21 protein-coding genes and 2 tRNA genes are annotated in these 23981 nt (G+C 48.3%); 14 read left to right on the top strand and 9 right to left on the bottom strand.

Going from position 1 to position 23981, the window contains the following annotated elements; genetic code table 11:
- Nucleotides 1–7 precede the first annotated feature (7 nt).
- The 5 genes from EDF88_RS00710 to EDF88_RS00730 all read left to right on the top strand — a co-directional run bounded on the left by EDF88_RS00710 (nucleotide 8) and on the right by EDF88_RS00730 (nucleotide 5055).
- Nucleotides 8–1381 (top strand): MFS transporter, encoded by a 1374-nt coding sequence (locus EDF88_RS00710; RefSeq protein ID WP_134182236.1) that lies wholly within the window; start codon nucleotides 8–10, stop codon nucleotides 1379–1381.
- Nucleotides 1371–2258: an aldose 1-epimerase gene (locus EDF88_RS00715; protein WP_134182238.1), complete on the top strand. Its 888-nt coding sequence runs from the start codon at nucleotides 1371–1373 to the stop codon at nucleotides 2256–2258. Before EDF88_RS00710 ends, EDF88_RS00715 begins: the two co-directional genes overlap by 11 nt.
- A gap of 336 nt (nucleotides 2259–2594) precedes the next feature.
- Complete coding sequence (locus tag EDF88_RS00720; RefSeq protein ID WP_134182240.1) at nucleotides 2595–2798, top strand: hypothetical protein; 204 nt, start codon at nucleotides 2595–2597, stop codon at nucleotides 2796–2798.
- A 92-nt stretch (nucleotides 2799–2890) separates the two neighbouring features.
- The gene (locus tag EDF88_RS00725) at nucleotides 2891–3802 is read left to right on the top strand and encodes a LysR family transcriptional regulator (protein WP_166671929.1); all 912 of its coding nucleotides are present in this window, start codon (nucleotides 2891–2893) and stop codon (nucleotides 3800–3802) included.
- A 164-nt stretch (nucleotides 3803–3966) separates the two neighbouring features.
- A complete protein-coding gene (locus EDF88_RS00730; protein WP_134182244.1) occupies nucleotides 3967–5055 on the top strand; it encodes an FUSC family protein in 1089 nt (362 codons plus the stop codon).
- Between the two features lie 110 nt (nucleotides 5056–5165).
- Here the strand turns inward: EDF88_RS00730 and EDF88_RS00735 are convergent, their stop codons facing one another.
- Nucleotides 5166–6095, bottom strand: coding sequence for a LysR family transcriptional regulator (locus tag EDF88_RS00735; RefSeq protein ID WP_134182247.1), 930 nt, complete (start codon nucleotides 6093–6095; stop codon nucleotides 5166–5168).
- Between the two features lie 150 nt (nucleotides 6096–6245).
- Here EDF88_RS00735 and EDF88_RS00740 point away from each other — a divergent pair, with 150 nt between their 5' ends.
- The 6 genes from EDF88_RS00740 (at nucleotide 6246) to EDF88_RS00765 (ending at nucleotide 11359) form a co-directional block, all read left to right on the top strand.
- Nucleotides 6246–7031, top strand: coding sequence for a gamma-glutamyl-gamma-aminobutyrate hydrolase family protein (locus EDF88_RS00740; RefSeq protein ID WP_208326114.1), 786 nt, complete (start codon nucleotides 6246–6248; stop codon nucleotides 7029–7031).
- Nucleotides 7003–8088 (top strand): M14 family metallopeptidase, encoded by a 1086-nt coding sequence (locus EDF88_RS00745; protein ID WP_208326115.1) that lies wholly within the window; start codon nucleotides 7003–7005, stop codon nucleotides 8086–8088. The genes EDF88_RS00740 and EDF88_RS00745 overlap by 29 nt, the downstream gene beginning before the upstream one ends.
- Before the next feature lie 19 nt (nucleotides 8089–8107).
- A complete protein-coding gene (locus tag EDF88_RS00750) occupies nucleotides 8108–9469 on the top strand; it encodes an MFS transporter (protein WP_134182253.1) in 1362 nt (453 codons plus the stop codon).
- 129 nt (nucleotides 9470–9598) lie between these two features.
- Nucleotides 9599–10744, top strand: a complete 1146-nt coding sequence (locus tag EDF88_RS00755) for a transglutaminase family protein (protein ID WP_064511786.1) — start codon at nucleotides 9599–9601, stop codon at nucleotides 10742–10744.
- On the top strand, nucleotides 10716–11078 hold the full coding sequence (locus tag EDF88_RS00760; protein WP_134182255.1) for a mercuric transporter MerT family protein: 363 nt from the start codon (nucleotides 10716–10718) through the stop codon (nucleotides 11076–11078). The genes EDF88_RS00755 and EDF88_RS00760 overlap by 29 nt, the downstream gene beginning before the upstream one ends.
- Nucleotides 11075–11359 carry a heavy-metal-associated domain-containing protein gene (locus EDF88_RS00765; RefSeq protein ID WP_064511785.1) on the top strand — a complete coding sequence of 95 codons (285 nt, stop codon included), beginning with the start codon at nucleotides 11075–11077 and terminating at the stop codon, nucleotides 11357–11359. Before EDF88_RS00760 ends, EDF88_RS00765 begins: the two co-directional genes overlap by 4 nt.
- Before the next feature lie 75 nt (nucleotides 11360–11434).
- Here the strand turns inward: EDF88_RS00765 and EDF88_RS00770 are convergent, their stop codons facing one another.
- Nucleotides 11435–12643, bottom strand: coding sequence for an MFS transporter (locus tag EDF88_RS00770; protein WP_134182257.1), 1209 nt, complete (start codon nucleotides 12641–12643; stop codon nucleotides 11435–11437).
- A 94-nt stretch (nucleotides 12644–12737) separates the two neighbouring features.
- Between EDF88_RS00770 and EDF88_RS00775 the strand changes: the two genes are divergently transcribed.
- Nucleotides 12738–13673, top strand: coding sequence for a LysR family transcriptional regulator (locus EDF88_RS00775; protein WP_134182259.1), 936 nt, complete (start codon nucleotides 12738–12740; stop codon nucleotides 13671–13673).
- Between the two features lie 25 nt (nucleotides 13674–13698).
- Here EDF88_RS00775 and EDF88_RS00780 read toward each other — a convergent pair whose 3' ends face one another.
- From EDF88_RS00780 to EDF88_RS00795, 4 genes are all read right to left on the bottom strand, one after another.
- Nucleotides 13699–14670: a spore coat protein U domain-containing protein gene (locus tag EDF88_RS00780; RefSeq protein ID WP_134182261.1), complete on the bottom strand. Its 972-nt coding sequence runs from the start codon at nucleotides 14668–14670 to the stop codon at nucleotides 13699–13701.
- Between the two features lie 41 nt (nucleotides 14671–14711).
- Nucleotides 14712–16631 carry a fimbria/pilus outer membrane usher protein gene (locus tag EDF88_RS00785; RefSeq protein ID WP_243839563.1) on the bottom strand — a complete coding sequence of 640 codons (1920 nt, stop codon included), beginning with the start codon at nucleotides 16629–16631 and terminating at the stop codon, nucleotides 14712–14714.
- A 418-nt stretch (nucleotides 16632–17049) separates the two neighbouring features.
- The gene (locus EDF88_RS00790; protein WP_243839578.1) at nucleotides 17050–17736 is read right to left on the bottom strand and encodes a molecular chaperone; all 687 of its coding nucleotides are present in this window, start codon (nucleotides 17734–17736) and stop codon (nucleotides 17050–17052) included.
- A gap of 54 nt (nucleotides 17737–17790) precedes the next feature.
- Nucleotides 17791–18282, bottom strand: coding sequence for a spore coat protein U domain-containing protein (locus EDF88_RS00795; protein ID WP_243839579.1), 492 nt, complete (start codon nucleotides 18280–18282; stop codon nucleotides 17791–17793).
- A gap of 712 nt (nucleotides 18283–18994) precedes the next feature.
- Here EDF88_RS00795 and EDF88_RS00800 point away from each other — a divergent pair.
- The gene (locus tag EDF88_RS00800) at nucleotides 18995–20959 is read left to right on the top strand and encodes a PhoX family phosphatase (RefSeq protein ID WP_134183212.1); all 1965 of its coding nucleotides are present in this window, start codon (nucleotides 18995–18997) and stop codon (nucleotides 20957–20959) included.
- A 396-nt stretch (nucleotides 20960–21355) separates the two neighbouring features.
- Here EDF88_RS00800 and EDF88_RS00805 read toward each other — a convergent pair.
- The 3 genes from EDF88_RS00805 to mdtK all read right to left on the bottom strand — a co-directional run bounded on the left by EDF88_RS00805 (nucleotide 21356) and on the right by mdtK (nucleotide 23062).
- Nucleotides 21356–21432: transfer RNA gene (locus EDF88_RS00805), tRNA-Val, on the bottom strand.
- 26 nt (nucleotides 21433–21458) lie between these two features.
- Nucleotides 21459–21535, bottom strand: a tRNA-Val gene (locus EDF88_RS00810).
- Nucleotides 21536–21688: 153 nt separating this feature from the next.
- Nucleotides 21689–23062 carry an MdtK family multidrug efflux MATE transporter gene (gene mdtK / locus EDF88_RS00815; protein ID WP_064511776.1) on the bottom strand — a complete coding sequence of 458 codons (1374 nt, stop codon included), beginning with the start codon at nucleotides 23060–23062 and terminating at the stop codon, nucleotides 21689–21691.
- 226 nt (nucleotides 23063–23288) lie between these two features.
- Between mdtK and EDF88_RS00820 the strand changes: the two genes are divergently transcribed.
- Entirely contained in the window at nucleotides 23289–23930 is a 642-nt protein-coding gene (locus tag EDF88_RS00820; protein ID WP_134182269.1) for a riboflavin synthase subunit alpha, read from the top strand.
- The last annotated feature ends 51 nt before the right edge of the window (nucleotides 23931–23981 follow it).

The raw sequence follows: 23981 nt of genomic DNA on the forward strand, positions 1-23981 counted from the left end.
AAATAAAATGTCTGAAAGCTTAACAAAGCCAGAGCCAGGCTTGTCCGGAAAAGCGCTGCGCCGTGTCGTTATTGGTAGTTTTGCTGGCGCGCTGTTGGAGTGGTATGACTTCTTTATTTTTGGCACCGCAGCAGGCCTTGTTTTTGCACCTCTATTTTTCCCTGATAGTGACCCTTTTATTGGGTTGATCGCTGCATTTGCTACCTTTGGCGTAGGCTTTTTAACACGCCCTTTGGGCGGGATTGTTTTTGGGCACTTTGGTGACAAGGTTGGCCGGAAGATAACCTTAATCTGGACGTTAGGTATTGTTGGCACCTCAACCTTTCTAATCGGTTTTATTCCCACCTATCAGGATATTGGTATTTGGGCTCCCATTACCCTTATGGCATTGCGGCTAATCCAGGGTTTTGGCCTGGGTGGAGAATATGGTGGGGCGGCGCTGATGACGATTGAATCTGCGCCAGAGTCTAAACGGGGCTTTTTGGGGTCGCTACCGCAAACGGCGGCATCAGTGGGCATCATGTTAGCAACCGGTGTTTTTGCTTTGTGTAATTCCTTGCTAACGCAGGAACAGTTTCTATCGTGGGGTTGGCGTATCCCGTTCTGGTTGTCTGCCATTATGCTGGTGGTTGGGATGTTCATCCGCTTGCATACGGAGGAAACCGCTGATTTTAAAAAGCAGCAGCGGCAACCAGAGTCATTAAAAGCACCCCCACCACTGATTGAGCTTTTTCGTAAACACCCCCGCAATATTTGGCTGGCCTTAGGTGCCCGCTTAGCGGAGAGCGTTTCTTCTAATATTATCAACGCGTTTGGTATTGTTTATATTTCGACGCAGTTGGCACTTTCTCGTGATATACCACTTACCGGAATGCTAATTGCGTCAGCAGTTGGGATTATCTGTTGCCCATTGGCGGGGTGGATTTCTGACCGGGTAGGTCAGCGTAAAATCTACTTGCTGGGTGCAGGTTTCTGCGTGCTTTATGCCTTTCCGTTTTTTCTTCTGCTGGATACCAGAAGCACCCTCATTATTTGGTGTAGCATGATTGTGGGCTACAACTTTGGGCCAACGATGATGTTTGCCGTTCAACCTACACTTTTTACCCGTATGTTCGGCACTCGCGTACGCTATACAGGCCTTTCCTTTGCTTACCAGTTTTCTGCCATTCTTGGTGGAATGAGCCCACTCATCGCCTCAAGTTTACTCGCGTTGGGAAAAGGGGAAGTCTGGTATGTCTCTCTGTTTTTATTGATTGTCTCTGTCGTGTCATTTATCTGCGTCTGGCTAATAAAACCCGAAAAAAATGAATCGCAAAGGGTGGCACGAAATAAGGTTCATCATACTTATCGACATATAAGGAAACAGTACAATGGAAGATAAAATATGCTTTGATCATCATCGGGCTTTACGTAAGGCATTTGACACGCCGTGGCCTGGTCCTGAGGAGGCAGATATCACTCTTAAGCATGGCCCAATAAGTTTGCGTATTGCTTCGCATGATGGAGCGAGAATCACATCACTACAGGCATATGGCTATGAGCTTTTGCGGCAATGGCATAGTGAACGACGTGCATTTCAGTATGGATGTTTCCCCATGGTGCCTTGGGCTGGACGCCTGGGGTTTGGTATCCTCAACTTCAAAGGGAATGATTACGCGCTGCCGGTTAATAAACCGCCACATGCACTACATGGTATGGCGTGTTATACCCCATGGGAGGTGGTTGCATGTGGCACAGACTCAGTGACCATGCAAATGAAACTGGCTGCTCCCTGGCCTTGGCGAGGAGTCGTGACGCAAAAGATAGATGTCACTCACGAAGAAGTGCGTCTGCGTCTTGAAATTCACTCATCAGATGAGGATTTTCCGGCTTCAGCGGGTTGGCATCCATGGTTTGCAAAAGTTATAGGTGAAGAGGGGAGCAAGCAACTAAACGTTCATTTTGATGCTGATTGGCAGGAGCAGACGGGTGAAGATGAATTGCCGACGGGCTTGCGTACCTCTATGCGTCCAGGTCCATGGGATGACTGTTTTGGTTTTGACCAAGGGCTGCAAACGCGCCTGGAATGGCCCGGGAAAATCAGACTTGAAATGACCTCAAACGGCAAAAGCATGGTCATCTTTGACAAACAACCGGATGCCACCTGCGTTAATGCGATGAGTCAGGCCCCTAATGCGATAAACATTTCGCCGGAAGTCGTATCCGTTCAATCGCCACTGATAATAGAAACGCGTTGGAAAATAACACCATTAGCATAATCAATAAGGGCGGTTACTCATCAGTTTAATCGCCCACTTACCATCACTTTTTTCGGCATGTAACTCTGCGATATATAAGCGCTTGTACATATCATTGCTTAATGCTGTAGTGAATAATACACAACATTAGGCCTTCATAATCTTCACCTGTTTGCAACAAATCAACATTCATGATCTGTATCAAAATCATACCATCCATATAAAATATATATACCAAAGCTATGCGCCATATCATTGCTTGAGGATAGGGGGATATATATATTCAGCTCATCGCCTACCGGTGTGATAAATACACGGTTTTAACTATATTACGCAGATGTAACGAGGTTAATTTTCATGATTAAAAATGCATTCGTGGAAAAAAATAGTGAAGGAAATATTGTCGTTCGTGTAGAAGATAAACAGTTATCGACATTTGATGATTATAATTCCGCATTAGAATGGGCGTTTTCAATTGGTTATCGTGTTTACAAAAAAGAACCTACTACCGATAAGCACGAAGAGTGTTGGGTTAAATATATGCCTACGAGCCATCTATAATTTTGTGTCAGATATACTATCATCATCTGGTTGCAATAGAACCTTTAAGCATCTGATCCGCTTTAATTAATATTGATTTAATAGGCATGCGAATGGAGTTAAGACATATTCGTTATTTTCTGGCCGTTGCCGATGCCAAAAGTTTTACCTATGCAGCAGAAGTGCTGGGTATTGGCCAACCGCCTCTCAGTATACAAATACGAGATTTGGAAAATGAAATTGGTACCAAATTGTTTCATCGCATCGCCCGAGGCGTTGAATTAACCTCCGCGGGTACCGCATTTTATGATGCGGTAAAAGTGTTGCCGGGTTTGGTAGAAGAAGCAAAATCATCAGCACTTCTCGCTTCGCGAGGCGAACTGGGGGTGCTTAAAGTTGGTTTTACTTCATCTTCGGCATTTAATTCCGTGGTCACGCGCAGTATTAAGAAATTCAAAAGCGATTACAAAAATGTCAGTCTGCAATTAGATGAGGCACATACCGATAATCTCATTAAAGCCGTCGAAAATGGCGCTATTGATGTGGCTTTTGTTCGTACTGACCATCTATATAGTGAGCTACTGGAGCTGCATTTAATTCTCCAGGAGCCTTTGACCATTGTGTTGCCTGAGCAGCATTCGTATATCGCGCAAAGCCATATCACATTGAATCAGCTGGCAAACGAAGAGATGATTTTGTGTCCGCGAGATTACAGTGTGCACCTGCACGACACTATAGTTGCGTTGTTTGAAAAAGCAGGTTGTGTGCCTACGGTGAAGCAAACTGCACCACAATTATCATCCATTATTAATCTGGTTTCTGCAGGCATTGGGGTCTCGATTGTTCCCTCCTCAATGAAAGCCATGAGTCACTCATCCTCCGGTGTTGCATTTTATGATATCGCGGAAGAGGGCGCTTATATTCCATTGTCGATAGTCAGCCGGGTACATGAACGCTCGCCAATTGTGAAAAAGTTTATTAATAATGTCGCTGCAACACAGGCTGAAATAATTGCTGGCAAATAAAAATATCAACTTAATAATATATATCAATAAAAACGGTATCTGTCTTATGTCTGACAGGTATCGTTCAGTCCATGAAGTATAAAGCAATAGCTTAAATGCAGGGTAACCCAATGTACTTGTCAGTTTTTATTGCCAGGGCACTGTTTATCCAGAGTAAAGAGTGAATGAAAAAATCTATCTTTGCAGTGCGTCGTGACAGGCCATTAACTCCTCGTGAATTATATATCCATCGCAATTACCGCATAATACATGGCATCCGCATCGCTGTAGCATTCGTACTGACATTCCTGATAATCAGGATGGCGAATTTACCAGACCACTCCTGGCCACTTATTACACTCGTGGTGGTTATGGGGCCAATAAGCTTTTGGGGGAATGTTATTCCTCGCGCATTTGAACGTATTGCAGGTACGTTAACCGGTGCGATATTGGGTATCATCGCTTTGCATATTGAAATGTACTCCTTGCCTTTAATGATGGCATGGTGTGGTTGTGCACTATTTATATGTGGTTATTTAACAATGAGTAAGCGCCCATATGCCGCCTTACTTATTGGTATCACAATGGCAGTGGTAAGTAGTGCTCCGGCTGGTGATTTCCAAACTGCGTTATGGCGAAGTACAAATATTATCCTTGGTTGCATTCTGGCGATGGTTTTTACCAGTATCTACCCGCAACGGGCCTTTATTCACTGGCGTATTCAGTTAGCGGACTTTTTGACTGATTTTTCGAAAATAAGTGCTACGGGCTTCTCCTGGAATGTTCTGAGCCGCCCGAATTTGACGAAACTGGACTCACGAATACTCGGGAATGTAGTGAAAATGCGCAGCCTGCTTATGCCGGTCAGTCGAGAGGCAGGAATATCTAAAACGCTTCTAAATGAGATTCAGTCCATTGCCCGAGATATGATTGCTACACAAGGATTACAGGCTAATGCTCATTGGGCCTCGCGCAGCAGCCGCTTTCTTATTCTGAATTCGCACACTCTTGCACAAGTGCAGCAGATGACTCAGCAAACGTTGCAAACACTGGCCGTGGCGCTGCATGAGGGAAATCCATCACCCGCAATGGCAAATAGTGAGCGCTTGACTGACATAACGAAAGAATTGCATGAATTGTTAGTAGCACACGCCGGGGATGAACTCGTTGAGAATGCTATCCACGGGTATGTCTGGTTGAGCCTTCAACTTGCTATCAAACTTGAAAAACTATCAACTTTAATCACTGAAGCCTTAACCGAGCAGAGAGGTTAATACATCTGGGGTGAACCAAAGTTTAGTGGAATCATTTCAGCTACCAGGCTCGTTTTGATACCAGGCACTGTGGGGACGGGGTTTTCATTTATACATAATAAGATGACGAACTAAAGCTGAGTGCGGCGAATTTCCGTCTGTTTAAGTCGGTTACGAATGAGTGTCATCACGCGTTCTGTGACCGGTGGCAGAACTCTGTCCGTAAGCCGAAGTATTCCGAGCGTCAATGTCAGAGAAAGTGGGGGAGTAACATGAAGTTTCACCACTTTTCCTGCCTCCACGTCATTGATCATTGAGATATCAGTGGCGGCGAGGATAGCGTTACTTGAACTGAGCAAGTATTTGACGATTTGGAAGTCGTTACTTTGCACATCGAAATTGTTGTAAAGCCCCGATGATAACCCGTACAGCTCTTCCATATGTTCAACTACTGCAGGGTCAAAATACCCTGAAGCAATCACCATTGGCCAGCACTTGAGCTGGGCGATATCAATGTTCTTCTGCTGCGCGATAGGATGTTGGCGACTGGCGTACCATGCAAACCCGCAGGTAAAAAGAGCTTCTACGGCGAGGTCTTGTTGATGGCGCGCAATACTTGTATCCCCCACGAAGAAGTCAATTTGTCGGTCGCGTAGCAAATATAGCAACGGGCCTGATGTTTCCACGCTGACTTTAATCTGTACTTCCGGAAGCGTCTTGAGCATCGTCTCGATAAGCGGGCCAAGTAATTCATCTATGAGTGACGATCCCATTCCCAACGCAACGCGCCCGGTTTCCCCTGATTGCATCATCTTCAATAAACGTTTGCCCTCCTTCTCATTCATCAGCATCCGACGTGCCGTCGCCACCCATGCTTGCGCGTAGGGTGTTGGGCGCAACCGGCGGTCAGTACGGATAAAAAGCGGCACGTTTAGCTGCTCTTCCAGTGCTTTGATACTGCGTGAAAGTGCGGGTTGGCTTAGATGTACAGCCTCCGCCGCGGCACTGAGTGAGATGTTCTCCATCAGTGCAATAAAGTGCTGTAGCTGGCGGGTATTCATACTTCCTCCACTTGCAGTTTATGCATGGAAACCGTCCTGATTCTGCATTTCACGCAATCAAAACAAACCATTAACATTTAATTAATCTTTGTTCAATGGGAATCCCCTATGCAAACGGTCAAACCCGAATTACCCCGTCCTGTGGTGGCAGTGATCTGCGATCGAATTAGCTACTTCCAGCACAATGTTCATGCTGTACCTGAAACCTATTTGCGCGCTTTGCATGAAGCAGCAGGTGTTATGCCTGTTCTTATTCCAGCCTGTCCTGAGCTGCTGGATTTAACAACACTGCTAGCCACTGTTGACGGTGTATTACTGCCTGGAAGCCCCTCGAATGTGGCGGCGGAACGCTATAAAGCTGAGCCGCTTCCTATAGAAACACTGATAGATCTGCATCGCGATGAGGCGGTCTTCTCACTCTTGCCGTCGGTTATTGCGCAGGGCATTCCCTTGATGGCGATTTGCCGAGGATTTCAGGAGTTGAATGTCTTTTATGGCGGCACTTTGCATCGTGCCGTCCATGAAAGGCCGGACGCGATAGACCACAGGGAGGGAGATCACGCGCGTGCCATTGAGGAATGGTACGGAGACAGTCATCTGGTCAGCGTTACGCCGGGCGGGTTGCTGGCAACGTTATCAGGAACTCAGGCCGTCAGGGTGAACTCACTACACCACCAGGGGGTTGATCGCCTCGGGCAAGGATTACGTATCGAGGCTTTTGCGCTTGATGGACTGGTAGAAGCGTTTACCGCACCTGAGGCCCCTGGTCTTGTGCTCGGATTACAGTGGCATCCCGAAATGTCGCTTGGACACAGTCCGCTTGCACAACAACTCTTCACAACATTTGGCGACTCATGCCGCCGCCGTCAGCAATCCAGACTTTCCACTAAATCGACAGGAGACAATGATGAGTTCATTAGCGCATATGCTGTTTAGCAGGAACTATGCGATGTCACGGCAGGCATTCCTTGCTGCTGCTCAAGCCCGAGGACTCGCTGTTGATAGCTACATTTTGGACTTGCCCGGTGTTGAGGGAGAAACGCTGGCGACAGACGTGGTGCTTGATGGCCCGGAAGATGCGGAGAATTTGATTATTACCATCAGCGGTGTTCATGGTGTAGAGGGATATCCTGGCTCGGCAATCCAAAAAGGGTTGTTGGAGATGGGGCCAATAAACGAGCGCAATACCGCTATTTTGCATGTTCATGCAATCAATCCGTGGGGATTTTCCTGGTCGCATCGTACCACTCAGGAAAACGTCGATTTGAACCGCAACTTTGTCGATTTCAATCAAACACTACCTGCTAACGAACGTTACAGCGAGATTCACGATCTGTTGCTACCTTCAAGTTGGCCTCCACCGGTAGATAGCGAAGATAAACTTCGAGAATTGGCAAAACTGTGGGGTGCTAAGGGTTTCCAGTGTGCGGTAAGTCTTGGGCAATATCGTTTTGCTGATGGGCTTCACTATGGCGGAGATAAACCGACCTGGAGCAATGATACCTTCCGTGCGATTTTGCGTCGTTATGCAACACGCTGCCGTCGGATAGGCTCACTGGATATTCATACTGGGCTTGGCCCTTATGGCTATGGTGAGCGGATTTTTGGTTGTGAAGATGAAGGGATTTCTATTAAGCGGGCTCGTGACTGGTGGGGCGACACTATTACTTCGGTGAATACCGGTAGTTCTACCAGCGTTCCGTTAACGGGGCCGATTCAAGCCGCTCTGTATCGTGAGTGCGAGCAGGCACAGCAGACCAATATTTGTCTGGAATATGGCACTTATCCGCAATCACAAACGGTGCTGGCAATGCGCGGAGCGCACTGGCTAACACGTTATGGTAGCGATGACCCACGACAATGTGCCGCTATCCGTCAGACGCTAAAAGATGCTTTTAACCCGCAAGATCCCTGGTGGCAGGAGGCTATCTGGGCCCAGGGGAAACTGGTGTTCCAACAAGCCGTAGCGGGTATTAATCGTAATCAAGACTGACATATTCCTGGAGAGTCGCATGAATCACAATACCGAGCGTTTGGCGCAGGGTGGTGGCGCAGTACCAGCACAGCCAGTTCATTGGCGGGTGATTGTTGCCGCCGTCGCAGGCAATGCTTTTGAAGTTTATGATTTTGTTATTTATGCCTATTTTGCTGTTTATATTGGACAGACATTTTTCCCTATTACCGGGGATTACGGCAGTCTGCTGGTGGCAACGGCGACCTTCGGGGTCGGATTCTTCACGCGTCCATTGGGCGCACTGCTTATTGGTAGTTACGCAGACCGTGTCGGGCGTAAACCCGCGATGATTCTTACCGTATCGCTGATTACGCTAGGTACGATGGGTATAGCACTCACGCCCAGTTACGCCAGTATCGGTATGATTGCTCCGGTGATTGTTGTGTGCTGTCGCCTGTTACAGGGGATTGCTCTGGGCGGCGAAATTGGCCCAGCGACATCGTTGTTAATCGAATCAGCCCCGGCAGACAAACGTGGCCGCTATGCATGTTGGCAGATAGCAAGTCAGGGTATTGCGGTCACTACCGGGGGGCTGATCGGCGTGATTATTACGCTTGCGATGTCGCCTGAGAATTTGCAAAGTTATGGCTGGCGCATTCCGTTTATCTTTAGTTTGCTGATGGTTCCACTGACCATTTATATTCGTCGCAATGTTCCCGAGACGCTGCATGCGGAGGATAAAAAGGAAGATAAAACCGTTGATATGCTCAAAGGCATGTGGCGTGACCATCGCCGTTTTCTGATTATCGGGTTGGGTGTCATGCTCGTCGTCAACGTCACATCGCAGTTGATAAACTACATGACATCTTATGCCATCAAAACGCTTCATCTTGATCCGAGTATTGCCCAAACCAGTATCCTTATTGCCGGGCTAATGTCGTTTTTTGGCGCGCTGGCAGCGGGAAGGTTGTGCGATAAATATGGGCGTAAGAAGGTGCTAATCTTGCCGGTAGTTGTGTTGTGCATCGTAGTCGTGCCACTGTTTTCATGGCTGCATGAAGCACCGGATGCGACACGTTTGCTGACGGTGACCTTCGTCATATCGGCTCTGATTGTTTTCCCGACTACCGCCGTGTTGGTTATTGTGCCGGAGATTTTGCCTGCCGGTTATCGCAGCACTGGCACATCGCTTATCTATGCGCTCGGGTCGGCACTATTTGGTGGGACAACACATTTTATTCTGACGGCACTTCTTGCGTGGACTAATCATCCTGTGGCCCCTGCCTATTATGTATTGTTTGCTGCAGCCGTCAGCTTGTGCGCGATGTCGTTGCTGCCGGAAACGCGAGACCTCGGCGTAACGGCAAGCCCGATACGGCAAAAAAGGGTGGCAAGCCTGCCCATTCCAAAGCAGGAATAGAGGTAATAAACAGCCGACCAATTGATCCAGTTTATAATTGAGCAAAATACTTAACTGCATAATACTGGCCGACCTCCGCAGGTGCGGGGTTAAGCGCCAGCTTTTTCTGGCGACCGAAGGTATATCTCAATGGAAAGGCGAAACTTTCTGAAAAGCGTTGCAGCACTATCAACTATTGGTTTGGTTCGTCCGGCATTTTCAGGAACCAAACGTGTTGATGATCCGGCAATTGCATCTTCTGATACCTCCCGCCGTTTTGTGGTCACACAAACATATAGTCTCAAAGCGCCGGCAGGTTCCCAGGGCAAAGTTAATTTGTGGATACCTGTACCAGAAGACACTTCATTTCAGACCTTGCTCGACCTTTCCTTCAACGGTAACTACCAGAAAGCCAGCCTGACGGCTAATAACCGTTATGGTGCCAGAATGTTATTTGTTACCTGGCCGGACTCTGAAGGCTCGCTGGATATTCGCGTTGATATGACGGTCGAAACCCATGATTGGGAAGTGCTAAAAGACAATAAACTGGCCGACTGGTTGTTGCCTGAGCAAGATGCAGTCATCCCGGACGAAATTAAACCTTTCTTGCTGGCAACTCCCCATATTCCTGTCGACGGTATCGTAAAAGAGACTGCACTGAAAATTGTTGGTGGCGAAAAAGCACCGATAAAACAAGCTCGTTTGATTCACGACTGGGTTAGCACACACATGCATCGCGATGATGCTGTGATTGGTTGCGGTACAGGTGATGTGGGCGAAATACTGAAAGCGGGTAAATTGGGTGGTAAATGCACCGACATTAACTCCGTCTTTGTCGCGCTGTGTCGCGCAGTTGGGATTCCTGCGCGCGAAATGTTCGGTATTCGCCTTGGTGCCAGCCGCCTCTTGGGGCAGTATTCGAAGAAAGCTTTCGGCAGCGCAGATGAGCAGGGTATTGCAAAAATAAATGGTGGCCAGCATTGCCGCGCGATGTTCTGGCTGGCGGGCTTTGGATGGATCCCAGCTGACCCGGCAGATGTCACCAAAATGCGTTTGACCGAGAAGAAAGAGAATGGTGATCCGGCTGTAAAAGCGGTTAGCGATTATCTCTTTGGCAATTGGGAAATGAACTGGGTGGGCTTTAATCACGCACGTGATTTCGCGCTTTATCCAGCAGCAGAACAAGGTGATGTCAACAACCTGGGTTACCCATATGCCGAAGTAGATGGCGATCCTTTAAACTTCTACGACCCGGCAGCATTTAGCTATGACTACGTCAGCACCGAACAGCATTAAGGGTAATTTAGTCACGTTGCTGGCGGCATTAATTGCCGCTGGCGCTTCAACACTGTGCTGCATTGGGCCGTTGCTGTACCTGTTGTTTGGTATTTCAGCTGCAGGACTCACAGGGATCCCGACGCTACCCTGGTTACAAATTCCCATGGTAATTGTCTCCCTGGGATTGATGGTTCGTGGATTCTGGCGGCTCTATTTGTCCCCTAAGCCAATATGCACAAGTGTTGTCAGCCGCCGCGTGCTGGTCTTGTTGTATTGGTTATCAGTGCCATTGGTACTGTTCCTGACCACTTATCCGTATGTCTTACCCTGGATTTGGGAAAGTATGGAATGAAGAGATTTTTATGCCTGGGGCTGCTTTTGTTGACGCCTCTAAGTTGGGCGGCCAATAAAATGGTCACTATAGATATAGGGCAGATGAACTGCCCGCTCTGCGTGATTTCGATAAATCAGGCTTTGCGCAGTACCGATGGGGTTATCAAAGCAAAGGCGTCATTAAAAACGCATCAGGCACAAGTCATTGTTCCGGACAATTTTGATAATCAACAACTGCTATCGGCGATTGCTAAAACAGGATTTACTGGCCAAATTCACGCGGTGACTGAGACGCAATAATTCCTGTTACCGCGACGATTGTGATTGCTGGAAGCTCATTGGCGAATCACCACCTCCCGTAGAGGTGGTGATTGTTTATTTGGCGGAGCGCCCCATTAAGCGGATAAGCAATCCGCACAGTGCCGCGAACGTTGCCAGCCCAACCATTCCCGTCCAGCCGAAGGTTTCCAGCGCTTTACTACCCAGCGTTGCACCTACTGCCATGCCGATAAACACCACGGTAAACATAATGGCGTTCAGGCGACTACGTGCAGCCGGATTTAACGCATAGATGATGGTTTGATGTGCCACCAGTGAGGCCTGAATACCCAGGTCAAACCCGACCGCACTAATGGCGATAATAGCCAGTTGCACAGGGACGGGAACAAACGGCATCACAAACATCAGGGCAAAGGAGATAACAACCAACGCGGCTGCAATTTTCGTGACGAAATCAGGGCCACGACGGTCAGCAAGTGAACCTGCCAGCGGTGCGGCGAGCGCTCCTGCTGCACCTGCCAGGCCAAAAGTACCGGCTACGGCGGAGCCCATATGGAAGCGCTCTGCCAGCATAATCGCAAGCGTTGACCAAAAAGCGCTGAACGCAATCGACAACAACCCTTGTGCCAGAGCGGCACGACGTAAAGCCGAATACTCCATCCACAGTTTGCCTAATGAACGCAGTAGTGCGGGATAGCGTAGTGTGGTTTGCGGCTTGAAAGAGGGTAGTACGTACCAGAGTGTCAGCGTGACGACCCAAACACCTACTGCTGCAATAGTATAAACACTACGCCAGCCCCATAGTTCTGCCACGATGCCACTAAATACACGTGAAAGCAGAATGCCCGCCAGAAGCCCAGTCATTACCATTCCCACGGTTTTACCCCGATTGCTGTCAGAGGCCAGTGTGGCGGCGGCAGGGATAATATCTTGCGCAACGGTCGCAACCAGGCCAATTGCCAGACTGCTGAGTAATAGCACATGCCAGGAAGAGGAGAATCCACACAGCAGTAACGTCAACGAAAGCAGGGTGCCTTTAATCAGAATGATACGACGGCGGTCAAAGCGATCCCCAAGTGGGGCGAGCAACAAAATGCCGAGCGCATAACCAATTTGCGTCAGTGTGGGTACCAGGCCGACATCACCGACACGGGCATGGAACGTGCTGCCGATAATCCCCAACATTGGCTGGCTATAATAAATTGAGGCAACACTCAGGCCCGCGCCAAGGGCGAGGAGAAAAACGATTTTGCCAGACAGCATGGTGTTGGATGTTGATGTGGTCATTGTGGAAAGCTGGCTCATGGCTCGCTCCAGTGGGTTAATGTGCGGCCATTCTTGTCGTTTTTTGCTTTCGGCTGTAGCCCCCGCAGGGGTAAAACTGTTATACACTTAACGTATGAATAAAAACTTTAATCCCGCCGGCGACCGTATAGCCATTTTGCAAACCTTTGTGCGAATCGTTGAGAGCGGCAGCCTTTCAGCCGCAGCCGCACAAATGGATACTACCCAGCCAACAATAAGCCGACGCTTGCAAAGCCTCGAACAAATGCTTGGCGTTAAGTTAATCCAGCGTACTACCCACACCATGAAGCTGACAGATGACGGCGAACGCTGCTATCAGCATGCCCGCAGGTTGATTGAAAACTGGCACCTTCTGGAAGATGAAGTCAGTGGTGCAAGGGACGAACCGGCCGGGGTGCTGCGCGTACGTGCGCCACACGCATTCGGTCAGGATCAACTGATTGGGCCGCTTGGCGATTACCTGGCGCGCTATCCGCAAATCAATATTGAGTGGATTCTTAACGATCGTTCGCCGGACTTTATCCCTGAAGGAATTGATTGTGCGATTCATGTTGGGGCAATCACCGATCCTTCTGTGGTCGCCATTTTACTGGCGGAAGTGCCGCGTATCGTGGTGGCTGCTCCTTCACTACTTGCAAGCCATGGGCCGGTTAATGAAGCCGCGGATTTGGTGAAATTCCCCTGGGTGGCGCTGAGTAGTTTTTATCGCAATGAAGTGACGTTAAACGAGGTAACCAGCGGCGACCCTTTCCGCTTCGATATTACCCCGAGACTGAGCACGGATAGCCTGTACGCGGTGCGTAAGGCAGCTTTAAACGGAATGGGTGTAGGGATGGTTTCATCATGGGTTGTGGAAGAGGATTTGGCGGAGGGCACGTTGCAGCATGTTCTCCCTAACTGGCAGGCTGCACCTTTACCCATCTATCTGCTCTATCCTTACGCGAGTTACTATCCGGCACGTCTGCGCAAATTTATTGAGCTAATGAAAGAGGTGATGCCAAGTCTAACCGGCACCCGATCTGCGCGTTAATCAGGCCGCGAGCCATTTACCTTTTTCAGTACGTCACATTAATGGTGACGGTATCGGCGTAATTATCCGGGGCGTAATTTGCATTGGGTACGGTTGCGTAAACGGTATATGCAGTGGTCGATCCGGTACCGGTGCCATTGACACTGTTTGCTGTAATACTTCCCCATGGAGTCCCGGACTGGCCCGACGTTGAACGCAGTTGATACGGGACTAAATCGGTATTGCTCCCGCTCCCGCTGGTTTTCATTTGCCCGCTGCCTGTGGTACTGCCGTTCGATGGACTAAGCCCTATCGAATAAGGGGTATTATTCGAGCAGGCGACACCAAGAGTATTACTCGATCCGATATTGGATTGATTCATTGTTACCGGGCCAATACTTATATTATTGACGAAGCTAATGTTGCATTGCCTGGTCACGACTGCGGTCACGTTAAACGGGAAACTCGGGCCGGTTCCATTGCCGCAGTCAGCTGGGGGGAGAGCCAGGCCTGTATTCATGGTAACACTTGCGGTGGCAGAGTTAAAAACATCTAAATAGCTACCGGGAGCCGCGGTGATTTGGGGGGTCGTAAGCTTTGCGTAAACTGTCAGACTACCCGTTACGGGCGTGAGATTGAGGAGCGCTATTTGGGCCATGGGAGGAGGGGTTCCAGCCTGGTTCTGATTTCCCCAAATTACAGTATGAGCTTGGTTTTGATAGAGTTGATAGTTCAATGTGCTGGCTGGTGGGCCAGCAAAAGACATGCCGTGAGGGTTAGTCTGGCCATTACTCGACGCGCCAATATTAAAGCAAAGAGTGATCGCGCTAAGCACATCTGTAAGGACTTTGCTGCACGAATAGCTGAACGTCATCGACGTTTCAGCACCTGTGCTGGACAGTGGATTTACATTCCCAAAATTAATGGGCTGCACGCCACTGATTGAGCAACTTAGCGCGTGGCTAACACCAGGAAACAAACTTAAGACTGCGAAGAAAAATAACGCTCTGAAACGCATATAGGTTTCCTTTCTCTTAACAAGTGCAATTCATCTCGTCCTTAACGACAAACGAGTGGGCCAAGTTGCGCAATGCTGGCAGCCTTCTGCGGGTAATCGAACTGCACTGAGCAAGTGCCTTTGGCGGCCATCACTTTTAATGTGTTATGCAGTTCCAGCGTATCGAAATAAACCAGACCATCAAAACCCACGATGGTTTGCTGGTTTTGCTTAGCATTCAGCTCTACCTGTGTCCCTTCCTCAATCGGTTTTCCTTGTGCATCAACCACGATTATTTGCGCGGCGCGAACCGGTGTAATACCAAATTTGACTAGCGAACCAGAACGGTCGGCAGGTGTTGCGTAAGCATTAACCTGGTCGATACGCGTATTGGCGGGTAAGTTCATCGGGTCGATGCTTAACAGATTATTTTCATAGCTTTTAATTGGCGTCACTAGCAGCAAGCCCTGGCTGTTGCTGGTGCCGATGAGATTGTTTTGCAGTTTGATTGGCAAATCAGGAATACCGTCGGTGGAGACAACGGCAAAGCCATCATCAATTGTGCGCGCGGCAAACAAACCGCCCCCCATCATCACCAGGGCGCCGCTACCACCAGCATAGGCATACTGCGTATCGGAAGTGCGGTTAAAACCGCTGTAAACTTTGCCATAGCGACCCAGGTAACCCAATTCTCCCTGGCCGTTTTGTTGGGAAGATTGTTGGCTTGCTGCAAGATTCCAGCCCCAACCCCCATCTGAAGGTTGGGTACGGCTGGCATTAAGCATATAACCGTTTTCATCATTCGTGCGTTGTACTGTGCTGCTGGCGCTAAGGTTATTACTAAGGATAAATGTGGCAGTCAGGTAGAGGTTCCGATCCCGGCTGTCGTCTACGTTTTGATTCACGCCAGCAGTGAGGTAAATATTATTTGCTACCGCCGCATACCAGTTTGCACCCGCGTAACGTACTGAGGTTTCCTGTGGGTAGCGATATTGCAGGTAGCTCAGACTGACATTGCCATATGAGGGCATGTTGTAGCCAACGACAACATTGCTATTAAGTGATGGCGGTGCTGAACCATAGCGGCTGGCGATATCACGGTAATCACCTGCGGTGGCAATCGTCGAGGTGCTGAAGTTAAAATTGCTGCCAATCCAGCGATAACCCAGGCTATACAACATTCCGTTGTCACCCGCGTCGGTGCTCATAGCCAGAGACGTTGATAGGGTGCCAACACGACCGCCAGGTATCCAATCCATACTGAATCCAGAATTGAGCAACTGTTTGCTTACTTCAGAATGAACGCCACCTGTAAAACTGTTACTGATACCCCGCCGCCAGGTTCCACTAAAGGAAGGTGTGCTGGCGTAATCAAATGAAGAGATCCCGTAATTTTCGCGTACCACCCCCAGTTCAGCTGACCATTGTGTCAGCCCTTCGCGTAATAGCTGCTGATCCTGGTAAAAGGAAAAGCTCTGTGTCGTCGTTCGACCCAATGCATCAGTCATATTCACCTGTGCGTAGCCCGCACCGCTGATATTAGGCTGGGTGTTGATTTCAAAATTCCCCGCAGGCACTTCTCCGTTATAATATTTCATGCCATTTATAAATAATTCCACATTTGACGGCACCGTTGCCGAACCTAAAAAAGAGGGTAGCGGTGTGGTCGGCATATTAGGTTGCAGGTTGAAATCAGTGCCTATTTGAATACCGGCGATGCGTGTCGGGCGCGACCATGTGAGGCTGCTGGTGAGTGTGTCACCGAGGGTTAAGCTAAGGAGACGGTCAGGAAACGACGACCGCCACTGCGTATCAAGGCGACTGAAATTGTTATCGGCCGTAACTCCATCAGTTTGCGTGGAGTATTGAGTTAATTGAGTTGAGCTCAGCACCCCTGCAGAATTAAATGCGCATAATTCAGTAAAGCTGCTGACGTTACTTCCATCGCCTTGCGCTGCGTAAACATCATAATTGAGTAACATGCCCCGTGATGTGGAGACGACCGGCGGAGGAATATCAACTTGATTGAGTTTGGTGGTATTTAAATTCAAGGTGCTAAGAGGAACTGTCAATTTCAGTGTTTGTGATGAAACATTATAATCAAATTGTAATTGACTTAAACTATCAAGACGAATCGATTGGGCCGATTCATCAGGTAATTTAAACCCTATTTTTTGTAGTGTTTCTTTGTTGCTATATAATTTACCAGCAAGCTCACTAAAATGTTCGATGCCAATATGGTTTCCATTCAAAGTGACGTCAAGATACAAATCTATTGCATTAGAATGCTCGTTATCGTTACTAATCACTGGTGTGATGGAATTATTATCATTGGCCGAGGTAATTCCTGGCGCTAACATTCCACCGAGCAGAAGAACTATCATTATTCTAATGATTACCTTAAAGTTCCTGCACCTTTTTTTGTCCATTTATAGTAACTTCTAATTTGCTTCCAGGGGCAGTATCCGAGGCAGGGACAGGCAATTTCCAGCGCATGGTTGCGCCGGGAAGTACGTATCCCAATAGCCCCTGTGTTATTTCTTTTCTTCTACCTTGCGTATTGATATATGAAGCACCAGACAACTGAGCATGGCTATTCCCTTGATTGCTCACTTCAAGAAATGCTTCACCACCAATACGTTGGATTCCCCACTGCAATTTTGCTGAATGCTCGCTGGCACCCTTCGGTTGAATAAAAACGGGAACTGAATAATGCAAAACGAACTGAATTTTATTTTTTTGTAGTTCGGCTGGAGGCAGTTCATTGATTGACAGCCTATAAGCTTCCTCCACAGTATTTGAGGCAGGCCCCATGTGAATCACTCGAATCAACTGTTTCTCACCGGGTGCCAGTTTGAGCATTGGCGGGCTAATAACCAGATTCTGAGAAGAGTTGAGCTGGTCTTCATAACTTTGCTGGTTCCAACTATAAACACGAACTTGCGCATTTATGGTGTCTTCACCCTGGTTCATTAACCAGATGCCATCAGCATTTTGTATACTTTGTAGGGTCAGTGTCACAGGCGAAACTTGTAGGCCGCTTGCCACCGTATTTTGTGCAAATACTGCCGCCGATAACAGGCACATAACCCCAATAACCGTTCGCGTCTGTGGCTTCATATTTATAAATAGTCCTTTATATTAATAGTTTACGTTAACGGTTACAGTGTCTGCATAGCTATCAGGTGCGAAGTTTGCGCTGGTGGCAACTGCATATACCGTATAGGTTTGCGCCACTCCTGAACCAGTTCCACCAACACCGTTGCCTACTGCGGAGGTGGTGGCAGTATTACCCCAGACGGGACCTGTGCCTGATGTTTGATGTAACTGATAAGGGACTTTATCGCTATTTGTTCCACTGTTATCGACCGATGACATAGATCCAGCACCTGTGGTATTGCCACCATTGACGGTGGAAGGTGCAAGGCCGATGAAATAAGGCGTGGTTCTTGAGCACTGGACAGTAAAGGAGCTATTCCCGGTTGTGTTAGTTGCAGTACTACCGACAGAGCCCAGATTAATATTTGCCCCGCCGCCAGTGGTCACAACGCACGAAGCAGTAATAGTAATTTGTACCTGAAATGTGCTGGTCGCTACGACGGCATTTGCAGATGGAACAAAAGCAAAAATCATGAAAGGAAAAAATATGCGCATTTTAATGATTGATTTCATATCTTTGCACCTATTCAGATACCTGCGGTTTGTCAATAATGCATACGGATGAATATTGTATGTCTATTAAAACCATAGAATGAGGTGCATTTTTATGCCAATTTCAGGATGTATTAAGTTTTTTAATATGATCAGATACGCACTTTAAGTTTTATTAGGCGAGTTTGATAATTACATGCAGGAAAGTCTGCTATAAGTCATTTCGACCTGAGATGCGGGATATAAAAATTAGCAATAATAGAATAGTTTCAGGTGTAAACAATCACAAAGTAAATGAAATGTGGTTTGTTAACTTTCTAATTCAGAAGGATATTTTTTTATTTAGATAACACAAAAGCTCAAGGTCAGGATTATTGAAATGGGAATGCATGAGGTATTTATGGTGGCAGACTGCTCACATGATTGAGGTTAATATATGGTGATGCGACCGAAATTATTCGGTTGTTTGAAAAAGAAATAAAGCTAAAACTTCGGCCCAGACATTAAACTTCACTATTAAAAATAATCAAACAGTAGTCTAAAAACATTAAGCCTGTTACAGGGTGGTGACATTACTACTGGATGTTTGTTCATAGGTAATCAAACAACCAGGACCTTCTCATGCTGTTATAAATGTGTAACAAAACCTTCTTACACTGCTCACTTCTGATAACAATATCGAAAGGAAGCCATGATGAGCAGACCTCTTAAGCCGTTGTTTAAACAGGAACACAACGACGAAATCAGTAACCGCAGCACCAACCCCGTTTTTTCCGATGTTGCCAGTGCGTATTTGAGCCGCCGCCGATTCCTGCAAATGGGGGCAGTCGCTGGCGCCGCAGTAGCCTTCCCGACGTTGCTAAAATCCCAAGCTGCATGGGCCGTAGAAATGGCTCTGGCACGTCCTTCTTCCCTTGGTTTTACCAGTATTGAAGTTTCAACGGATGATACCGTGCGGGTGCCGGAAGGCTACATCGCGCGACCATTTTACCGCTGGGGAGACGCCGTAGGTTTAAAGGGTAACCTGCCGGAATTTAAAACCGATGGCAGTAATACTACTGATGAACAGGCCGCTCAGGCGGGAATGCACCACGATGGTATGGCATGGTTTAGTTTGCCGCTGGGAGGAAACGAGCCGAATCACGGTTTACTGGCGATGAACCACGAATACATCGACAACGGTTTGCTGTTTAAAGACGGTGTGGCGAACTGGAATCTGGATAAAGTGCGCAAGGGCCAAAATGCTATGGGCATTTCGGTTATTGAAGTGAAAAAAGAGGGCGATAACTGGAGCGTGGTTCGTCCTTCTGAGTTTGCGCGTCGTATTACTGTGAATACACCGATGACCCTCACAGGGCCTGCCAAAAATCATGAATTAATGAAAACTGCGGACGATCCGCAGGGGCAAAGAGTGCTTGGTACTATGCAAAATTGTGCCAACGGCCATACACCGTGGGGCACTTACCTGACTTGCGAAGAAAACTGGTCGGATATATTCGTTAAAAAAGCGGCGCCAAATGCCCTTGAAAAGCGTTATGGCATTAGCGACAGCGATGAATCCTACCGCTGGAACGAAGTCGATCCGCGCTTTAGCGTAGATGCAACGCCTAATGAGCCTAACCGTTTCGGCTGGGTGGTAGAAATCGACCCTTATAATCCGTCATCGACTCCACGTAAACACACGGCATTAGGGCGCTTTAAACATGAAGGCGCTGCGATTACCCTGGCGGCGGATAACCGTGTAGTTGCTTACATGGGTGATGATCAGAAATTCGAATACATCTATAAGTTCATTTCCAAAAATCAATATGATGCGAGCCTGCGAGATGCCGCCATGAACCTGCTCTCTGAAGGCACGCTGTATGTGGCGAAATTCAATGACGATGGTAGTGGCACCTGGCTGCCGCTGGTATATGGGCAATCGGGCCTTGATGAAACTAAAGGATTTGCCAGTCAGGGTGAGTTGCTGATTAAAACGCGTCTTGCTGCTGATGCCGTTGGTGCCACAAAAATGGACCGCCCTGAGTGGATTGCGGTCGACTCGCACGCAACGGGCAGTGTTTATTGCACCTTGACCAACAATAGTGACCGAGGCAAGGAGGGCAAAGCACCTGTCGATGCTGCCAACCCGCGCGCTAATAATGTCTACGGCCACATCATGCACTGGACGGAAGAGAACGGTGACCCTGCATCAACCGCCTTCAAGTGGGATATCCTGGTGCTAGGCGGCAAGCCGGATAGCACAGATGAGAAAACCAAAGGCTCAATGAAGGGGGCCGAGTTTGGCAGTGCAGATGGATTATCGTTCGACCATCGCGGCGTACTGTGGATTCAGACTGATGTCTCCTCCAGCACCATCAACAAAAAAGCCTATGAGGGAATGGGCAACAACCAGATGCTCGCCACTGTTCCAGGTACCAACGAATATCGTCGTTTCCTCACCGGGCCGCGCGGCTGTGAGATAACCGGCATCGCCTTTACTCCAGATAACCGCACGCTGTTTATTAATATTCAACACCCCGGTGAACCTGGTGACGATATCAGCGATCCGGCAAACCCGACTGCCGTCTCCACCTGGCCTGACGGTGATAAAAACAGTCGCCCACGATCTTCCACGGTGGTTATTGTTAAAGCTGATGGTGGAATTATCGGTAGCTAACAAAATACCCTCCACAGTTGAGCGGAACAGGGATGTTTTGCTCAAAACCTGAAGAAAAGGTGAGGGGATAATAATGGTAGTCGAGCGTTCTTCAGAAAAATGGGCGGTAGGGATGGGTCGTCGCACCGCAGCATCAGCTACTCAACCGCTACGTGCTGATTAAACAAAAAGGGTAGCCCAATGAGGCTATCTTTTGGCTCCAGTCTCATTAAGTCATCTTGTGAATATTGCCTGGAGCGTTAGTAACACATTGTCTTCATTGCCCTGGTAAGCAACAAAAATCATAGATACAAAGAAAAGACTTTTAATAGGAATTGAGTAGAGCAGTCGAAATATAGCTGGATTAATTAGGATTTTATGACCGGAGAGATAAAGCTTTGAATGTTTCTTTATGAATGGTGCGTCCGAGTGGACTCGAACCACCGACCCCCACCATGTCAAGGTGGTGCTCTAACCAACTGAGCTACGGACGCACTGTTTGTTGCGGTAAAACTTAGAATGGTGCGTCCGAGTGGACTCGAACCACCGACCCCTACCATGTCAAGGTAGTGCTCTAACCAACTGAGCTACGGACGCACTGTGTTGTCTGTGACGACGGGGACGAATATTAGCGGCAGCCCCCGAGCCTTGCAAGCGTTAAACCACAATTTTCTTCCATATTTCACTCGTTTGCTGCGCATCTGCACAACCCGCTGGAAAAATAGCCGCCAAAACGGCGGCTATTCGGGTTTATCGCGCGGCGCGCTGCAAAATAGTGATTGAAGGCTGACGTTGCAACCAACGCATCCGCAGCATCATCATAATCGCAGCAGAAGTCAGACCGATGATAAAGCCGGTCCAGAATCCTGCTGGCCCCATCGGTTCAACAACCCAATCGGTGAGTGCAAGAATATAGCCGCTTGGCAATCCCAGCACCCAGTAGGCGATAAACGTTATAAAGAAAATGGAGCGCGTATCTTTATAACCACGTAGCACACCGCTGCCGATAACCTGCACGGAATCGGAAAGCTGGTAAACCGCCGCCAGTAACATCAGGTGCGCCGCCAGCGCGACAACTTCCGGATTGCTGTTGTAGAGCAGGGCGATGTGTTCACGCATCACGATGGTGAAGATAGCCGTGAGGGTTGCCATGCACATACCAACACCAATACCTGTCCAGGCGGCGGTTTGCGCATCGAGTGTTGAACCCTGGCCCAGACGGAAGCCCACGCGGATAGTGACTGCCGCTGAAAGTGACATCGGCAAAACGAACATCAGCGAGCTGAAGTTCAGAGCTATCTGGTGGCCTGCAACGTCGACAATCCCCAACGGCGCGACCAGCAATGCGACAACCGCGAACAGCGTTACTTCAAAGAACAATGCTAATGCAATCGGCAGGCCTAGTTGGGTCAGGCGATATATGACTTTCCAGTCGGGCTTGATAAAACCTTTTGGCAATTTCAAATCGCGCATTGAGCGGGCTTTTCGCACATAAGAAATCATGAAGAAAAACATCACCCAATACACCGCAGCTGTTGCTACACCGCAACCTACACCGCCGAGTTCCGGCATGCCAAAGTGGCCGTAAATAAAGATGTAGTTGACCGGAATATTGACCAACAGACCAATAAAGCCCATCACCATACCGGGTTTGGTTTTTGCCAGTCCTTCACATTGGTTACGGGCAACCTGGAAGAACAAATAACCCGGGACGCCCCACAGCAGCGCGCGTAAATAACCCACGGCTTTATCGGCAAGTTCTGGGTCGATATTTTTCATCGCATGAATGATATGGCCCGCATTCCACAGGACAATCATGATCAGCGCCGAGACAAATCCCGCCAACCAGAAGCCCTGGCGAATCTGGTGAGCAATACGCTCACGACGGCCTGAACCGTTGAGTTGCGCGACGGTTGGCGTCAGTGCCATTAACAAGCCATGACCAAAGAGAATGGCGGGTAGCCAGATGGATGTACCGATTGCCACAGCGGCCATATCGGTTGCGCTGTAGCCACCGGCCATCACGGTATCGACAAAACCCATTGAGGTTTGTGCAATCTGCGCGAGGATCACGGGTATCGCCAGTGCGAGTAACTGGCGGGCTTCAACTATGTACTTCTGCATTTGAACACCTGAATATTTTTAGTTATTAGAAAGACAGCAAGACCGCCAGAAATGGCAGAAAAATAGGAATCGCAGGGGAATTAGCCTGACTATTGTAGCGGCAGAAAACGAATACGCCAGCCAAATAATGGTGGGGTAGTGCGGATAGCTGGTAAGCATTTTTTCCAACTGTTAAAGTGATGTATTACACATTATCAGCCGCCAAATTATTACCAGGAGCTTTACGATGTTTACAGGTATTGTGCAGGGCACTGCAACCCTGGTCTCCATTGATGAGAAACCTAACTTCCGTACGCACGTCATTGAAATGCCCGACGCGATGTTACCTGGCCTTGAAACAGGGGCGTCGGTTGCGCACAACGGCTGTTGTTTGACGGTCACAGAAATCAATGGCAACCACGTCAGCTTTGATCTTATGAAAGAGACGCTGCGCATCACCAACCTCGGCGAGCTAGTGGTGGGCGACAGTGTCAACGTTGAGCGCGCTGCCAAATTTAATGATGAAATCGGCGGGCATCTTATGTCCGGTCATATTATGACCACCGCCGAAGTGGCGAAAATTTTGACCTCAGAAAATAACCGCGAAATCTGGTTTAAAATGCGCGATAAAACGTTGATGAAATATATCCTGCATAAAGGATATATCGGCATTGATGGTATTAGCCTGACGGTGGGTGAAGTGACAGCATCGCGTTTCTGCGTGCATTTAATTCCTGAAACGCTTGAACGCACCACGCTTGGCAGCAAGAAACTTGGCAATCGTATTAATATCGAAATTGACCCGCAAACCCAGGCAATTGTAGATACCGTTGAGCGCGTGCTGGCACAGCGTGAAGCGACTTTGGATGCGTTACTACCGAAGGCGTGAGGTTGAAACGGTGGATTATGCCTACGGCTTATCCACCCTACAGTTTCGAGC

It is taken from the genome of Buttiauxella sp. BIGb0552 (assembly GCF_004366275.1).
GTDB lineage: Bacteria > Pseudomonadota > Gammaproteobacteria > Enterobacterales > Enterobacteriaceae > Buttiauxella > Buttiauxella gaviniae.

Coding starts and splice junctions, on each gene's coding strand:
- EDF88_RS00710 (WP_134182236.1), top strand. CDS start 8: ATGTCTGAAAGCTTAACAAAGCCAGAGCCAGGCTTGTCCGGAAAAGCG.
- EDF88_RS00715 (WP_134182238.1), top strand. CDS start 1,371: ATGGAAGATAAAATATGCTTTGATCATCATCGGGCTTTACGTAAGGCA.
- EDF88_RS00720 (WP_134182240.1), top strand. CDS start 2,595: ATGATTAAAAATGCATTCGTGGAAAAAAATAGTGAAGGAAATATTGTC.
- EDF88_RS00725 (WP_166671929.1), top strand. CDS start 2,891: ATGGAGTTAAGACATATTCGTTATTTTCTGGCCGTTGCCGATGCCAAA.
- EDF88_RS00730 (WP_134182244.1), top strand. CDS start 3,967: ATGAAAAAATCTATCTTTGCAGTGCGTCGTGACAGGCCATTAACTCCT.
- EDF88_RS00735 (WP_134182247.1), bottom strand. CDS start 6,095: ATGAATACCCGCCAGCTACAGCACTTTATTGCACTGATGGAGAACATC.
- EDF88_RS00745 (WP_208326115.1), top strand. CDS start 7,003: ATGAGTTCATTAGCGCATATGCTGTTTAGCAGGAACTATGCGATGTCA.
- EDF88_RS00750 (WP_134182253.1), top strand. CDS start 8,108: ATGAATCACAATACCGAGCGTTTGGCGCAGGGTGGTGGCGCAGTACCA.
- EDF88_RS00755 (WP_064511786.1), top strand. CDS start 9,599: ATGGAAAGGCGAAACTTTCTGAAAAGCGTTGCAGCACTATCAACTATT.
- EDF88_RS00760 (WP_134182255.1), top strand. CDS start 10,716: ATGACTACGTCAGCACCGAACAGCATTAAGGGTAATTTAGTCACGTTG.
- EDF88_RS00765 (WP_064511785.1), top strand. CDS start 11,075: ATGAAGAGATTTTTATGCCTGGGGCTGCTTTTGTTGACGCCTCTAAGT.
- EDF88_RS00770 (WP_134182257.1), bottom strand. CDS start 12,643: ATGAGCCAGCTTTCCACAATGACCACATCAACATCCAACACCATGCTG.
- EDF88_RS00775 (WP_134182259.1), top strand. CDS start 12,738: ATGAATAAAAACTTTAATCCCGCCGGCGACCGTATAGCCATTTTGCAA.
- EDF88_RS00780 (WP_134182261.1), bottom strand. CDS start 14,670: ATGCGTTTCAGAGCGTTATTTTTCTTCGCAGTCTTAAGTTTGTTTCCT.
- EDF88_RS00785 (WP_243839563.1), bottom strand. CDS start 16,631: ATGTTACTCAATTATGATGTTTACGCAGCGCAAGGCGATGGAAGTAAC.
- EDF88_RS00790 (WP_243839578.1), bottom strand. CDS start 17,736: ATGTGCCTGTTATCGGCGGCAGTATTTGCACAAAATACGGTGGCAAGC.
- EDF88_RS00795 (WP_243839579.1), bottom strand. CDS start 18,282: ATGATTTTTGCTTTTGTTCCATCTGCAAATGCCGTCGTAGCGACCAGC.
- EDF88_RS00800 (WP_134183212.1), top strand. CDS start 18,995: ATGAGCAGACCTCTTAAGCCGTTGTTTAAACAGGAACACAACGACGAA.
- mdtK (WP_064511776.1), bottom strand. CDS start 23,062: ATGCAGAAGTACATAGTTGAAGCCCGCCAGTTACTCGCACTGGCGATA.
- EDF88_RS00820 (WP_134182269.1), top strand. CDS start 23,289: ATGTTTACAGGTATTGTGCAGGGCACTGCAACCCTGGTCTCCATTGAT.